The 15,181-nt window shown below is 41.7% G+C and carries 13 protein-coding genes and 2 tRNA genes; 3 read left to right on the forward strand and 12 right to left on the reverse strand.

Annotated features, from left to right (window positions below; all coding sequences use genetic code 11):
• From IIB39_10325 to ligA, 12 genes are all read right to left on the reverse strand, one after another.
• Positions 1 to 319, reverse strand: a 319-nt coding sequence (locus tag IIB39_10325) for a hypothetical protein (protein ID MCH8929096.1), incomplete at its 3' end; no start/stop codon positions are given.
• Positions 320 to 338: 19 nt separating this feature from the next.
• Positions 339 to 1,334, reverse strand: a complete 996-nt coding sequence (locus IIB39_10330; protein MCH8929097.1) for a T9SS type A sorting domain-containing protein — start codon at positions 1,332 to 1,334, stop codon at positions 339 to 341.
• Positions 1,335 to 1,597: 263 nt separating this feature from the next.
• Positions 1,598 to 1,672, reverse strand: a tRNA-Pro gene (locus IIB39_10335).
• An 89-nt stretch (positions 1,673 to 1,761) separates the two neighbouring features.
• Positions 1,762 to 2,103 (reverse strand): 4Fe-4S binding protein, encoded by a 342-nt coding sequence (locus tag IIB39_10340; GenBank protein ID MCH8929098.1) that lies wholly within the window; start codon positions 2,101 to 2,103, stop codon positions 1,762 to 1,764.
• A 27-nt stretch (positions 2,104 to 2,130) separates the two neighbouring features.
• Positions 2,131 to 2,847, reverse strand: coding sequence for a hypothetical protein (locus IIB39_10345; protein MCH8929099.1), 717 nt, complete (start codon positions 2,845 to 2,847; stop codon positions 2,131 to 2,133).
• Positions 2,848 to 2,884: 37 nt separating this feature from the next.
• Entirely contained in the window at positions 2,885 to 5,749 is a 2,865-nt protein-coding gene (locus IIB39_10350) for a c-type cytochrome (protein ID MCH8929100.1), read from the reverse strand.
• 14 nt (positions 5,750 to 5,763) lie between these two features.
• Positions 5,764 to 6,723 (reverse strand): cytochrome C, encoded by a 960-nt coding sequence (locus IIB39_10355; GenBank protein ID MCH8929101.1) that lies wholly within the window; start codon positions 6,721 to 6,723, stop codon positions 5,764 to 5,766.
• Between the two features lie 130 nt (positions 6,724 to 6,853).
• Entirely contained in the window at positions 6,854 to 7,696 is an 843-nt protein-coding gene (locus tag IIB39_10360; GenBank protein MCH8929102.1) for a cytochrome b N-terminal domain-containing protein, read from the reverse strand.
• 26 nt (positions 7,697 to 7,722) lie between these two features.
• Positions 7,723 to 8,265, reverse strand: coding sequence for a ubiquinol-cytochrome c reductase iron-sulfur subunit (locus IIB39_10365; GenBank protein MCH8929103.1), 543 nt, complete (start codon positions 8,263 to 8,265; stop codon positions 7,723 to 7,725).
• A 103-nt stretch (positions 8,266 to 8,368) separates the two neighbouring features.
• Positions 8,369 to 9,262, reverse strand: a complete 894-nt coding sequence (locus IIB39_10370; GenBank protein ID MCH8929104.1) for a HEAT repeat domain-containing protein — start codon at positions 9,260 to 9,262, stop codon at positions 8,369 to 8,371.
• Positions 9,263 to 9,508: 246 nt separating this feature from the next.
• Positions 9,509 to 10,681, reverse strand: coding sequence for a response regulator (locus IIB39_10375; GenBank protein MCH8929105.1), 1,173 nt, complete (start codon positions 10,679 to 10,681; stop codon positions 9,509 to 9,511).
• 73 nt (positions 10,682 to 10,754) lie between these two features.
• The gene (gene ligA / locus IIB39_10380; GenBank protein ID MCH8929106.1) at positions 10,755 to 12,764 is read right to left on the reverse strand and encodes an NAD-dependent DNA ligase LigA; all 2,010 of its coding nucleotides are present in this window, start codon (positions 12,762 to 12,764) and stop codon (positions 10,755 to 10,757) included.
• Between the two features lie 143 nt (positions 12,765 to 12,907).
• On the opposite strand from ligA, the gene IIB39_10385 reads away from it, so the two are divergent.
• The 3 genes from IIB39_10385 to IIB39_10395 all read left to right on the forward strand — a co-directional run bounded on the left by IIB39_10385 (position 12,908) and on the right by IIB39_10395 (position 14,918).
• Positions 12,908 to 12,983 (forward strand) — tRNA-Lys (locus IIB39_10385).
• Between the two features lie 501 nt (positions 12,984 to 13,484).
• Positions 13,485 to 13,778 (forward strand): GIY-YIG nuclease family protein, encoded by a 294-nt coding sequence (locus IIB39_10390; protein ID MCH8929107.1) that lies wholly within the window; start codon positions 13,485 to 13,487, stop codon positions 13,776 to 13,778.
• Positions 13,779 to 13,811: 33 nt separating this feature from the next.
• The gene (locus IIB39_10395) at positions 13,812 to 14,918 is read left to right on the forward strand and encodes a DUF4935 domain-containing protein (protein ID MCH8929108.1); all 1,107 of its coding nucleotides are present in this window, start codon (positions 13,812 to 13,814) and stop codon (positions 14,916 to 14,918) included.
• The last annotated feature ends 263 nt before the right edge of the window (positions 14,919 to 15,181 follow it).

Here is a 15,181-nt window from a genome sequence, read left to right on the forward strand (position 1 = left end):
ATGCCACACTATGAGGATTTCTCAATCCGTCCGCGAAAATGATTCTTTTATCAGCGATTCCGTCTTTATCTGCGTCCGGCAATACTATCAGCTCGCCGGTTTTCATTGAACAGACAAACAGGTCACCATTTGGTGAAATTCCCAAACCTCTTGCAGCTCCGAGGTTTTCAGCAAATATATTCACTGAAAATCCTTTTGGAAGAGATAACCGATTAAGAAGAGATTTATTTATTAATGTCTGTGATACGGCAAAGTCATAAGAGAAGGCTAATATGAATAAAATTAGAGGGAATCTGATAAATCGGTAAATATCTTTCAATATCTTCACCGAGATGGCTTTATTTTATAACGACTAATTTCCGCGTTTGTGTGAAGCTTCCCGCTCGAAGACGATAGAAATAAATACCGCTCGCCACATTGGCAGCATTCCACGTAACGTTATGTATCCCTGCCGATTGAACGCTATTCACAAGCGTTGCTACTTCCGCGCCCAATAGATCATATACTATGAGGGAGACTTTGCCGGATTGAGGCAATTGATACGCGATGGTAGTTGCAGGATTAAATGGATTTGGAAAATTTTGCGCGAGATTGTATTCAGACGGTAATTCGCCGTTTTCATCATCAACAGCCGTGACTAACGGTGTGAATGATACAACTAAAGTTGGGCTGTCAGCAGCAGTTGTATGTTCGTGAGTTCCGAACTGTCTCGCTGTTTGAAGAGTGCTTTCATTACCAATTACTATCCAGCCAAAATTGTTGGCGGAATCGTCTAACCATCCCTGAACATCCGAGACCATTCCTGATGTTGATCCCCATTCATAAGAACCTACTCCCGCTACCGATTGAGTAGCGCTGACTGTTGAAGAAAAATCTCCTCCGACACTTGTCCAAGTAGCGCTATTGAAGAATGTATGAATCCAGGTAGCGTCTCCGGTAGCGGAAGCTGCGCCGTTGCCACCCGCAGCATCCCCGGCATTAGACGTCCCCTCGCCCCAGTCGGAAGTCACCCTATGTAATTTGACATCAATTGATCCGGATCCGGGCGCTGACTTTGTCACAGTCAGTGTAAGTACGACACTCTCGATAGTTGCGCCTGATTCGACACTCCCGGCAATGTCAAATGAGATCAGACCGCGCCGAAGAACTCCACCGGCTTTTGTACCGGTTTTGCCGGCAAAAAAGTGAATTCCGGCTCCATTACTGAGAGCTCCGCTATCGTCTTCGTAAAGAGTATTATCTTTATCCGATATGATTGTGACTTCGCTCTGAGCAAACGCCGTTCCTGCTGTAAAACCTATAAGAACTAATAATAGTATCATTCGTCTGTTCACACAACTACCTCCAATCATAATCCGCATAGTAGATATTAATACCGGCTCCCTCAATATAACTATTATTTACGGGAAAACAACAGCTTGGGATTCATTTCAAGCTGATATTTTATCGGAATTAGGGAGTATACCGATAATTTGCTCTTCAATTGTTACAATTATTCTACAAAAAAATAGTAGTACTGCTAAAACTTGTCGGTGTGGCAGGATTTCCTGTCTGACTGCGGTCAGGGCAAGCCCTAACCCGCACAAATTTATTTATGTCGGGGTGGCAGGATTCGAACCTGCGACCCCCTGCTCCCAAAGCAGGTGCGCTAGCCGGGCTGCGCCACACCCCGATTTTTTACAGGAAAGATTTTACAGATGAGCTGCTTAACAGTCAAGTTAAAATCAGCTTAAAGAATTCCCCTCATTGTTCAGAAACGGTCTATCCGAAAAAGCGAGTCTCCACTTTGCCGAACGCAATGTCTCCCTGATTCGTGGCTGCTTCTCTCTCAGGAACTTCTTCCTTCATAATCATTTCAATGGTATCCCACGGACATTCCTTAACACATATGGTGCATCCGATACAATTTTCGTAATCCACCACTATTATCTGCGCGTGTCCCTTCATAACTGACTCAGGACTATCGGCAAGATACATACAGTCAACCGGACAGAAAGCGATACAAACTTCGCAGCCGGTGCAGCCGTCCCAATCAACCCAAGCTATTGGGCGCGGTTTTTTAGGTTTCTTTTCCGGTTTAAATTTTTTCTCAACTTCAGCCATTCAGGATTCTTTCAGTTATGATATTGATTAAGACTTTGGAGAAAATTTAGCGTCTGACTTGGCTGTGCCACCGCCGGTGAGAGTCACTTCCACAGATTGCTCACCAAGCGTTTCATGCCAATATTTCAACGTATAAGTTCCCGCAGGCACATCGCTAATACTAAAATTACCCGAATCATCCGTCACTGCGTAATATGGGCTTGCAGACGAAACTATCCAACCGCTCATCCACGCATGAACATCGCAGCGTAATCTTATAAATTCAGCCTTACCGAATTTAGCGGACATTTTTTTCTTAAATTTAGGCTGTGCTTTATTTATTGATCGATTAATCTTGCTGTATGTATGGATGTTATGCAGGATTTTATCGCTGTTAAGTATGCTCAGCTTCTCACCTGCTCCGACTATCATAATGTGCGGTTCAAACCTGCATCCCTTCTGGTCAAGGGTATATTTCTTATCCCACGCCTTTCCGGTTTCAATGGTTTCTATGTAAACGACAACATTCCTAAGTCCGCCTTTAGCATCTACGATAAGATCCTCTTTGAATTTATCGTGAAGCGCGCAGACTTTTTTATCTTTCTCGATTCTAAGAGCCTTAAGTTTAGGAGCGGTACCATCATACGATACCATACCTGATATTGTTCCCCCGCCGGTTACCTTCCCAGGTGTATACTGACCCTGAGCGGTAACAGCAAAAACCATCACTATTGCCATAATTAATACTATCTTCATATTTTTCATTCTGTCCTCCCGACATTATTATTTTGTGGGACAGGCATTATCCCCCCAATTGTAAAATATAATCAGTTATTACCTGTATCTGTTTGTCTTCATCTCCATCAAGGATATCGTCCGGACCCGATTCGTCAAAATATTCCGGATCGAAAAACGTCGGCATCTTTGTGCCTGGCTGAATCAGATTCGGATTTCTAATCCATTTTGGTATCCACTCAGGGCGAAGTCTATCGCTTGCAAGAGCTAAATCAGGCGCCCAATCTGAGACAGGACCCTCAGGTTTCTTTGCCCCTTGCTGATGGCATGAGAAACAGGCAAAATAATCATTTGAGACAAGCATTCGAGCGTCACGCAATATCTTTCCGCTCAATTTCGTTTTTTCGGTATATCTATATGGAAAATCCTGCTTTGAAGCGTGCGTGAAAAATTGTTCGATAATAAGCGCATCCTCGTCAGATAAAGCAAAAGTAGGCATTCTTACTTTTAGCCATGGTCGAATCTCTGTTGGATCTTTTACGAACCTGAAGAGCCAATCCGGCTGTACTTTCTCACCCTCTCCCTGCAAATTCGGGGGATAAAAAGAGACCGCTTCTTCTTCTGTAAGTCCACTTTTCATCATTACCGCATTTATCACAGGTATAATTGACCCGCCTTCATTTTCAATAACATGGCATCCGCGACAATTTAGTTCCTGAATCAATCGCAACCCTTCGTGAACCTTAAGTTCATGACTATCTAAATTTCTCATCTTGGTTGAAGCGACGTTTTCCTTGGTGAAGCCCATTATAGCAGTAAGTAAAGCATTCGTTTTTTCGTCTGAAATACCGAAGTTTGGCATTTTCAACTTTTCATCGAATTGTTTCACTTTTCCATTGTCGAAAATTCGAGGCGTCTTGAGTTTATTGAATATCCACTCCTCTTTACTATGTTCAATATCAACAAAACCAAAATCAAATCGTGCTATCAGTTTAGAGCCTTCTTCCGTCAGATCGGTTCCTATCTGCTGCGCATTCTCGAATCCCGGAATGACGTGGCATCCGAAACAACCGTATCGCCCGATAAGTTTTTCGCCGACAAATTCGGATTTCTCTATACTATTCATGGAAATAAGCTTCGCATCGGCTTCCGAGCGAATCATATTGCGCTTGAGATATTCGAACGTGAGCTCGTTCAATGCCTCTTCATTTTCCTCCGGCAGCGGCGTATTATCAAATTCTTCGTTGTTGATTGAAAGTAGGTAAGATGAGATATCCGCGGCTTCCTGATCAGATAACCGTAATCGAGGCATAATGGTTTCAGGGAAATACTTCTTGGGATTTTTCAGCCAATGAAAGAGCCAGGCATTATTCAATTTACTTCCCAATCCATTGAGATTGGGTCCGAACTCACGTCTGTTTAATATCTTATCATTTGTATTGTAGCTGTCGCCAAGCTTATGGCATCCGAAACAACCGAGATTCTCAACCAGCGCTTCGCCGCGAATCCGATTTCCACGCCTTGGAACTCTCCTATAGCTTTCTTTTTGAGAATTGGCAAAGATATAATCAACAATTGCTCTCGCCTGCACATCATTCGAAATCATATCTTCAGGCGTGCTGCTGTTCAGAAGATTAAAAAATCGCGGCATTCTCGTTTTGCTTTGGAAATGCTTCGGGTTCTTTACCCACTTATATGTCCATTCTTTGGAAACTTTAGACGAAATCTTAGTGAGATTGGGTCCGACTTTCCTTAATTCAGTGAACCCTTCGATTTTATGGCATCCGAAACATCCCAACCTCTTTATTAGGTCAACGCCCGCATTCAGAGTTTCCGCCCCAACTACCTCAGCCTGATTCTTGTGACATTTAAAACAGGATGATTCTATCAGGTCAGCTCGATACATCGGATAATCCCAGTGGTGCGGTTCAACCCAATTATATTTTTCTACCCACTCTTCTTTTTGTTCTTCGCTTCCCGGTGTATGGTGTGTGTCTTTAAACGATACACTTCTGCCGAGACCACCATGACAAGTTGTACACCCGAAATCGGACAATGGGTGAGAAGATGTTTTGTCCACATAAACATCAAGATTAGGATGAGTGGTGTAAGGTTGTTCTGCGTCCTCAAATCCGGGTTTATCAATGGCGAGATGGCATGTCTGACATCTGTCAACCCGCGGTACTGTCAGGAAATTCAAATCCTCATGCAAGTCGGAAACAACTACCTGTATTACCTTCTCAGAAGGGTTGATGAAATCAACCATTGGCATATTTCTAAAATAATCATTGGCAAAACTCGGACCTATTTTAGCAAGGAATACTTCAATTTTCGTAATATCGCTGTTAAGCTTTTCCAATTCTTTTTTACTATCGGATAACTCTATGTTCAATTTATCCAGAACAGAATTGGCTTTATCTTTTTCTACTTCTTTTAATTCTATTTCGTTTTCTGAGGTGAACATAATGGCGCTATATTTATCCATCTCAATTTTTAATTGTTCAGCCTCGGCCGTAAGATTTTTCTTAAGGTGCACTTCGTAGGAATATTTATTTGCATCGTATTTGGATTTCGCAAAACGATACCTTTGATCTATCATATACCAGTCATCTTCAATAGAAGTTAAGTCATCCATGACCGACTCAATTTCTTCTTCTCTTTCCACTACAAGCAATTCCGCTTCCGATATTTTGGTCTCAATCGCTGTCAGTTGCGTAGAGTCGAGTTCAGATATTTTGGATTCTAATTCGTTGGTGGCGTTTTCAATTTGTTTACTCCTATACTCCCGCTGATAATCCCTCCACTCCCTTGAATAGTCATCAGCAAACATCAATATGACGGAAAGCAGCAAACCCACGCTTGTGAGCGCAAACACGATGTTCAGTCGCGGAATATTATAGAGATATTGTATATCGTCTTTCTTCTTCGCCAATCAACGCTCCTACTTTATATGTTAAAGAAAAACTCGGGTATGGCAACGAGATATTTTAGATTGAAAAGCCATCTTAGATACATCTTGATGGGAACACTCACCATAAGTAGCAGCAGGCTCACAAAGATAGCAAATCTACCCACTCCTAATTGTTCGTACAAACTCCTGAATTTACCTCGTATCAAGATTATCGGAGTGACAAAGAAATATACAGCCAAAAGACCAATTCCGAATATCTCTCTAATAAACCAACTTTTCGGCAATCCTGTCCCTAATACTTTGATATAGATTATCTCCGAGAGGTTAATATTTATCAAGGGCTTTAATTTGTGGACATCCCAATATTCATACGGACCGAAAAAATTCCAGTTTGGTCCCCTTAAAAATGTTCCTATAACTATCAAAAGAATCCACAGCAGGAGCCATCCGAAAATAAATATGGAAATCGCCATCTTCCGCTCATTAAAAGAATAATATCCGTTTCCTTTTGTGTTTTTATCTATAAACGGAATGGCGATAAGTCCTACAACAATTATACCGGGTAACAGCACACCCGCAATCCACGGATCGAAATAAACCAGCAGCTCCTGTAATCCAAGAAAATACCAGGGCGCTTTTGACGGATTGGGGGAATTAGCCGGATTGGCAGGTTGTTCTAACGGAGCCTCAATAAGTACCGACCATCCAATTAGTAGAATTAGCGTTAGAGTCAGCGCTATCAGCTCGATATATACCAAGTCCGGCCAGACGATAACTCTTTTCGGCTCAATTTCCGCTTCTGCTACCGGCTTTCCTTCTGCTATACGTTTATCGTTTTTTACCGCTTGCCACATCGCCAACCACGTAAAGAAAAATATAATGAATATCAATCCGACTATAGGGATGTTATCAGGTCTTGTAACAATAATCCTGAAATTAGCATTAAATAGACTCAAGCCGAAGAAGAGCGATGACGAAACTCCAACGATTATCATCGCTTTACCCGACCAGAATACTCTTGGATATTTAAAGCTCAAATAGAGAATTATCAGCAGTATGGTAAAAAGAATCGGTGGATCTGATAAAAAATTAATAAATCCTGTCATATCTAATTAGCTCCCTCCATTACATTGGCCCTGATATATTACCGTCTTTTCTAATGCGGAAGAAATGTAGCGCCATCAGAAGAATTGCTATAAACGGCAATCCCACGCAATGGAGAACATAAAACCGTAAGAGAGTTGCCTCGCCTACAAATCGCCCTCCCAATAATGCGAACCTAACGTCACTTCCGGCGTGCACAAGCGCAATATCCCCAATTTGAAGCAACGAGGCACCGGGTCCTTCATGTCCGATGAAGGGTGTTGCTCGCGCCATATTCGTACCCACTGTAACAGCCCAAATTGCGAGTTGATCCCAGGGAAGTAAATATCCCGTAAAACTCAGCAGCAGCGTTAGAACTAATAATATAACACCAACTCCCCAGTTAAATTCGCGAGGCGGTTTGTATGAACCTGTCATAAATACGCGGAACATATGTAGCCATACGGTTATCACCATAAGGTGGGCTGCCCATCGATGCAATTCCCTCATAATTCCCAAGGGGACTTGTTCTCGAAGATCAACTATATCCAGAAACGCGTATTCTACAGTTGGTCGGTAATAAAACATCAAAAGAATGCCGGTTACTGTCAGCACCATGAACAAGAAAAAGGAAAGCCCTCCCATACACCAGGTGTAGCGTAGCCGAACCGCGTGCCTGTGAGTTCTTGCCGGATGAAGGTGCAACCACAACGAGTTAAGGATCACAAGGAGTCTTGAGCGTCGTGTTCGCGGCACTCCAGTCCTGAAAAAAGATTTAGCTACCTGAGAATCAACCAGCTGGTCCCAGGTACTCTTTTTCTTTTTGGTAGGAGCAACCTTCGGTTTTTCTTCTGTGCTCTCTTCCTTTATATTCTCATCTGCCATTATTTATAATTTCCTTTAATAGAGGATTAAACCTTTATATAACTTTCAGGATCACTCCACTGTCCTTTTTCATACTGAAACTTTCTGTTCTTATCGACAAGAATTTGTCCATCTTCGGTGTAAGATATTTTATATCTTTCAAGCGGTCTTGGAGCGGGTCCTTCAAAATTGATTCCGGTTTTGTAAAATCCGCTTCCGTGGCAGGGACACTTAAATTTGCCTTCCGCGGAAAGCCAGTTAGGTGTGCAGCCAAGATGCGTACAAACTGTGCTGAGAGCATACATTATAGAAGAAGTTCTCACCAGCCACACCCCAAAAGACTCTTTGAAACGTTCATCTACGACATCAATAATGTATTCATCGGTAAAGCCGGCTTTAAAAGATAACGGCGGCTCGAATAGTACGTTGGGAAAGAACAGCCTCCCAATTGCGGCTAACACTCCTAATGTCGCTGCTCCAAATGACATCCATGCCAAACCCAACCAAGAAAAGAATCTTCGCCTGTCCACTGTTTTCTTTTGTGGCGGGGCAGGAGTCTTTACGGCAGCGCTCACATCTTCTGTTTTCATTTCTCCTTTCGTGCCGGTTCCATCAGCCGAACCCTTGTCGTCAGCGGCGTTGGCGTCTGCGCTTGAAACGTCTTCTGTCATTTTCCTTTCACTCCGTGAATGATTAACTCTTCTCTTCAAACATAATTAAGGCATCTATCGCCGCTTGCCGAACTTTCATACTTGGATCCGAATCCCTGAGCGCTTCTATCTTTTCCCTTAAAACAACCTCATGGAGATTTCCTATAGCGATAATCGCCGATTTAATCGTCATCTCCTTTAGAGATTCATCCATCTGATCGTGCCTATGCAGATACTCTCTGTCCAGCATCATCTCCAAAACCTCTAATCCCGCTTTATCTCCCCATTTAGCCAACGAGAGCGCAGCATTCCATTTCACATCGTCAACAGGGTCCGAAAGGGCAACCCTTAAAGCGATTTCAGGATTGCCGCCCTTTACGCTTCCGAGAAGATGTGCCGATAATTTTCTCATAGCAGGATCGGGATCGGTTAAAAATTTTTCCAAATCTTTATGAACACCTTCAGTTCCAAGTTTTCCCAACGACCAGAGCGCGTAAAGTCTCGTTTCGTCATCTGCGTCTAAAGTGGCGTCTTTAAGGCTCTTCACACTTCTCGGGTCGGAAATGTGCCCGAGTGCAAGAGTAAGATAGCGGCGAACCCGAGGGTCGTCGGATTTCGCATTCTTATATATGGAAAGTATCTCATTCATAAAACGATCATCTACAGGTCCGCCTGCATCAGCTCTCAATATTTTCGAAAGCATAAATGCCGAGTGCCACCGGTTATTGGCACCGCCGACTTTAATACTTTCGAGGTAGTCAAACCTGCCTTTCGATTCTGAAAAGAAGAATGTAAACGAAAAAAACAAGCCGATAGCGGCGGCGGCTATAAAAAAAGGCGTTATAAATAGTTTAGCGAAATCACTCCAACTTACCAATTTGTCATCAGTTGTTGCGACATTCTCTGAAAGGGTATTGCTTCCCCGGTCATCTGCCATTAATATTTTGCCTAACTATTTCTAAAAAAGTTTTGTAATACCGTTTTAAAACAGTTCCGCTTAGTACAAACTTGTTTTACCCGAAACATATTAAATTTTGTGGATAAAAGATTGAAAGTCTTCATCTAACTGTTTCAAGAAAACGAATATAAGTGACCTCATATACTATGTCAAGTGTGAAATAATTCGTGATTTCGAGACTGTTTATAAGACTATATTTATGATTTAATGTGGCGCTGATATTCTTCAACCGATTTCCGTAATAGCCTCTTCAACACTATCAACAACTGAAACATTTACCGTCTCGATAAATTCATAAAAAGATTGTTTTACATGTTTTGAACTCAGAACAAAACAGACTTTTATTCCAAGTTTTGTTTGGGAATCGGTGAATTCAGAAAGATGTTGAATTTCTTCTAACTTTATCTGTTCCAAAACTGACAGGTCAATTATAAATTTTTTTATTCCTTCTTCGGTGAGTCTTTTAACATGACGGCTCATCTCCCTGCCTGCGGCTGACGTTTTTATTTCCCGTCTGCGAAGTAAGACCAACTCATCACTCTTCCGAATTTCTTCAACAAGATTTACTTCAAAGTTTTCATTGAAAAGGTCATAAAGTTCATCGGGATTTTCAGGTCGTTTGATACACTTTTCAATTCCCTGCATTAAGTATTTGTCTATATCGCCCTGTTCAAAATCAGACCAATAATAAAGATACGGCTTTACATGGCTATCTCTGTCAAAGGAGAATATTGTGCTGCTTAGTTTACCCGCGTTTGGTATATCTAACGACTCTTCGTCAGCAAGAATAAACTGACAATAAGAAGAGCCGAAATAATCAGGAAGGTCGTCAGTAGATTCCAGCACATCAACTTTATATACTTCCGGAAGATTAGAACTTATTTCTTCTATGAATGCTCTGTTTTTGGTAAGCAGCAATAGGTATGTATGTTTATCTCCCTGCTTTTTAGTGTCCATACCCTTCCTCTGTTTTCGGCTGCCGCCTTGAAGAGCCCGCACTATTCGTTCGACCATCATTACAGGTCTCATTGGCTTAATTACATAGTCCATTGCCCCGAGGGAAAGCGCTTTTTGTACTTGATGAACTTCAGAATTTGCCGAAACCATCAGCACGATAATATCTTTTAGCACATCGATTGAACGCATTTTCTCTAATACTTCATTTCCGCTCAATTTGGGCATCATCATATCAAGCAAGATTAGGTCAGGTTTATTTTCGACCATTATCTTCAAACCTTCAATGCCGTCTTCCGCTAAAGTAACTTCGTAACCGTACTCTCTAAGGATTTTTTTTGAAATTGAGCGAGCGTACTTATCGTCATCAATGACGAGAATTTTCTTCCCCACACCGACATTTCGTAGATGGCTGGTATCGCCAGAATCCAATCTTGCACTCATTTACAAAAATATTCCCATAATATGTTATGATAACACACTTCGGAATTTCTTACAAGATAATAGAATAATGCTGTCAATTACTTCTAACCATAGCGATAATCTCTTTTTCTGATAGTATTCTAACTCCAAGATTCTTCGCCTTGGAGAGCTTCGAACCGGCATTTTCACCCGCTATTAGATAATCGGTCTTGCTGCTAACGGAAGATGCAATTTTTCCTCCTGCGTTTTCTATCATCTCTTTTGCCTCCTGCCGTTTCATCCGCCCGAGCGTTCCCGTTATAACAAAAGTCTGCCCCGCCAATTTCCCTCTGACTTTTCCGCCCTTATGAATGGGCATGATACCGTGTTCAATCATCCTATAAATCGTCTTCAGATTTTCCTTTTCATTTAAAAAACTCCAAACGCTTTGAGCTACTATGGGTCCCACACCCTCTACCTTTTCCAGCGACTCCATCTCCGCATTTTTTACATTCTCAAAGCTTGCGTACTCATCGGCTATCAACCGTCCTGTCTGTTCACCCACATGTCTAATCCCGAGAGCGAATAAAAATCTGCCGAGAGTTGTTTCACGACTGTTTTTCAACGCTTCAATTATATTACCTGCGGATTTTTCCGCCATTCTCTCCATTGCTGACAGCTGCTCACCTGTCAGGGAATAAAGGTCCGCTACATTCTTTAAAGAGCCGTTATCAACTAATGCATCAATGAGCTTGTCACCCAAACCGTCAATATCCATCGCTCCTTTGCTTGCAAAGTGCTTTATCGATTCTTTGAGTCGGGCGGGGCATGACTGATTCTGACACGTATGAACCGCTTCACCTTCAAACCGAATAACAGCAGCTCCGCATACGGGGCATTTATCGGGTATTTTATAACGCTTCGAACCTTTTTTCCGTTTTGAAGTTATAACGCTCACTATTTCGGGTATCACATCACCTGCCCTTTGTATTATCACGCTGTCCCCCACGCGAATATCTTTTCTGTCTATCTCATCCTGATTGTGCAGGGTCGCTCGCCTAACCATAACTCCGCCAACATTCACGGGCTCTAATTCTGCCACCGGAGTCAACGCTCCCGTCCGACCAACTTGAACACTGATAGATTTAACTACCGTCGTTTCCTGTGTAGGCTTGAACTTACCCGCTATCGCCCATCGCGGACTTCTGCTTCTTTGTCCCAGACTTGCTTGTAAATTCAGGTCGTTCACTTTCAGAACGATGCCGTCAATTTCGAACTCCATCTTCTCCCGCTTCTTTTCCATCTCTCTGAAATATTCCATTGCCTCTTTAATTCCGTTGCATTTCCGCGCCTCTCGAGTTACCGGAAGCCCCAGCTCCCTCAACCCGTTTAAAATTTCCCAATGATCAGTTGCGCTAAATCCTTCTGAAGCGCCTATGCCGTAGCAATACAAAGCAAGCGGACGTAATGCGGTAACCTTTGAATCGAGTTGACGCAATGAGCCGGCTGCTGCGTTGCGCGGGTTTGCGAAGATCTTCTCCTCCCGTTTTTCCTGACGCTTATTGAGCTCCAGAAACGCTTCTGATGGAAGGAACACTTCAGCTCTGACTTCTAAAAGAGCCGGGAAAGAATTATCGCCTACCAATCGGAGCGGCAGTGATTTTATAGTTCGAAGATTCCGAGTGATCTCTTCTCCCACGAATCCATCACCCCGTGTGGAGCCCAAAACGAACACTCCGTCCCGATAAACCAGTTCAACAGCCAGTCCGTCCAGCTTCGGTTCCCCGACGTATTCCACTTCTCCATCAATCTCAAGAAGCTTTTTTACGCCGGCATCAAATTCTCGCAGCTCTTCTTCATTCATTGCATTTGCCAAACTTAGAAGCGGTATAGTGTGAGTGACACTCCTAAACTCTTTTGAAGGCTCCGCACCCACCCGCTGCGTCGGAGAATCGGTCGTTATGAGCTGGGGATGCTCAGATTCCAGAGCTTCAAGATCACGAAAAAGCTTATCGTATTCTGCGTCGGAGATATCAGGATCATCAAATACATAATAATTCTGATTATGACGCTCAAGCTCGCGCCTTAAAGCATTTATATTCTTTTTAGCGGTTTTATTGTCCATTTTTTGAGAATATTTCTTTAATCCTTAATAATCTGTTTCATCTATTAAGAGACACCGAAATTTATACAGATTTTGCGGGTTGTTCAACAAGTTTCGCTTGCCATTGCAGCGAAATGCAGATATATTTTTCGGTTGAGAAATATGCGCCCGTAGCTCAGTTGGTAGAGCAGTGGCCTTTTAAGCCATTGGCCGGCGGTTCGAGTCCACCCGGGCGCACCACTCAAAGCATTGATACATAAGCGTTTCAGGGGATATTTTAATCATTCTCCAACTATACATAATATCGCAAAATGGACTCTATGGGACTCCACGGGACAGATTTACGGCAGTAAACGGGCAGTGGTTTGCGTAGAAACGGTGCCACTTTTGTGCCATATGCCGGATCGAAGTTGGCAGAAGTCGGGATTTTTGTTATTATGTGATTCTTATTGAATTCTTATGGATTTCTTATGCGATTCTTATTGAATTCTATAGAGATTCTTGGTATAATCTATTGTTATTATTTCACTTACCTAAAACAAAGTTCGGTTGTAGGAATGAAAAAGGAAAGCTTTATCTTTTTGTTATTTATGGACTTACAAAATTCCTATATCAGAAAGTTTAATTAACTATATTAAGAAGATTATATCTATATGTTGTGAATTATACTTGCAAATATACCCTATATTGGGTAAATTGTACGCTGTTTGTAAGTTAAATACAGGAATTGGAGAATTGAAAATGGCAGCTAAAAAGATGAGCAAAGCAAAACCTTTCAGTAAGAAGAATTTAGGCACTGTGCCTGATCAATCGGGCATATACGAATTATTGAATCGTAATGGAGATGTAAATTATGTAGGAAGCGCTGGCGCTGGAAGACTTCGAGAACGCCTGGGAGAACATCTGAATTCAGGCGACATTCCTGGATCTTCCCAATTTCGCTTTCGCCCTACTACCAGCACAGCTGAAGCGAGAACTATGGAAAGAAAGTATATAAAAAAGGAAAATCCGAAACATAATATCCAGAAACCTTAGAAGATGTATCACTGAACGGCACTGGTCTTAGATATGAGAAAAATATTACAAGGTTACTACCGCCCTACGGATGAAGAATTTAAAAATCTATGGGAGAAATGTATCTTTGTTTTTGATGCTAATATTCTTCTAAATCTTTATCGCTATTCACCTAAAACGAGTTCTGCAATAATAAAAATCCTCAAGAAAATATCTGATAGGTTATGGATTCCTCACCAAACCGCTTTAGAATTCCATAATAATAGGCTTATCGTTCAAGATCAGCAAGTAAAAGCCTATAATGATATTCAATCCGATATACAAAAAATGCAGAGAAATATTAAAAATACACTTCAATCCGACAGACACCCCTTTATTAAAGACGCTAGTAATCTCCTCGAGAAAGTTAAGATCAATTTAGAAGCAATTGAAACAGAGTTAGTAAAAAAGAAAAATGAATACATTTCATTATATACTAAAAATGATGTTCGAGATAGCATTTTGCTTGAAATCACCTCGTTGTTTGAAGGGAAAACAGGTGTAGAGTACTCCCATGATCAGCTAAAAAAGCTTTATGAAGACGGAAAAACGAGATATTCGCAACGTATTCCACCTGGATATAGGGATGCGTCGAAAGATGATAGTGTCCGAAGATATGGTGACCTAATTATTTGGTTTCAGACTATTGATAAAGCAAAAAAAACAAAAAAGCCAATAATTCTCGTTACCGATGATAAAAAGGATGATTGGTGGCGTATTCACAATGGTAAAACGCTTGCGCCTCGACCTGAATTGATACATGAAATGCTTTCTGAAGCCAAAGTTCAATTCTATATGTACAATATAGATCCATTTATGAAATCTATGGAAAAATATCTTAATGAAAAGGTTAAGGAGGAAGCTATACAGGAAGCTAGAGACTTAAGAAAGCGCAAAGAGGAACACTCAGACATGCTTGCTAATCTGGCTCAACTTGCTCAGCAACAGCAAGCTGTCTTTAATTCTTCGGCTCTCTCCGACGCATTTAAACTCTCTAAAGAGCATCTCAAATTATTTAATTCTTCGGCTCTCGCCGATGCACGAATAAATCTTGATCAGAAAGATAATATAGGAGACGCTAACGATGATGAGTCGACTGAAGAAATCGATTCTGAAGAGTAATGCATTTCACTTGATGGACTTAAAAGCCTTATTAACTCTCCTTCTACTTACTATTAGGACAAATGTCCGCCCACTTTTTCTTTCTAAGTTTAGTATTATCAATAATCATTATCCAGTTGTTAATTTTCAGCTCCGGTTTTTTCTTTTTCGGGGACGTCAACCGTTAGTTCAGGATGAAAGTTCTTCAGAAGCCTCAGGTACTGACGAATCGTATGCATACTTCGACCGATGATCTCACAGATGCTCTCTGCGCTGTGATCGCT

Source organism: Candidatus Neomarinimicrobiota bacterium, assembly GCA_022573815.1.
GTDB lineage: Bacteria > Fidelibacterota > SORT01 > SORT01 > SORT01 > JACZTG01.

What these genes read in the sequence shown, in the direction of transcription:
- IIB39_10340 (MCH8929098.1), bottom strand. Translation starts at nt 2,103, where the DNA reads ATGGCTGAAGTTGAGAAAAAATTTAAACCGGAAAAGAAACCTAAAAAA.
- IIB39_10345 (MCH8929099.1), bottom strand. Translation starts at nt 2,847, where the DNA reads ATGAAAAATATGAAGATAGTATTAATTATGGCAATAGTGATGGTTTTT.
- IIB39_10355 (MCH8929101.1), bottom strand. Translation starts at nt 6,723, where the DNA reads ATGATAATCGTTGGAGTTTCGTCATCGCTCTTCTTCGGCTTGAGTCTA.
- IIB39_10360 (MCH8929102.1), bottom strand. Translation starts at nt 7,696, where the DNA reads ATGGCAGATGAGAATATAAAGGAAGAGAGCACAGAAGAAAAACCGAAG.
- IIB39_10365 (MCH8929103.1), bottom strand. Translation starts at nt 8,265, where the DNA reads ATGAAAACAGAAGATGTGAGCGCTGCCGTAAAGACTCCTGCCCCGCCA.
- IIB39_10370 (MCH8929104.1), bottom strand. Translation starts at nt 9,262, where the DNA reads ATGGCAGATGACCGGGGAAGCAATACCCTTTCAGAGAATGTCGCAACA.
- IIB39_10375 (MCH8929105.1), bottom strand. Translation starts at nt 10,681, where the DNA reads ATGAGTGCAAGATTGGATTCTGGCGATACCAGCCATCTACGAAATGTC.
- ligA (MCH8929106.1), bottom strand. Translation starts at nt 12,764, where the DNA reads ATGGACAATAAAACCGCTAAAAAGAATATAAATGCTTTAAGGCGCGAG.
- IIB39_10390 (MCH8929107.1), top strand. Translation starts at nt 13,485, where the DNA reads ATGGCAGCTAAAAAGATGAGCAAAGCAAAACCTTTCAGTAAGAAGAAT.
- IIB39_10395 (MCH8929108.1), top strand. Translation starts at nt 13,812, where the DNA reads ATGAGAAAAATATTACAAGGTTACTACCGCCCTACGGATGAAGAATTT.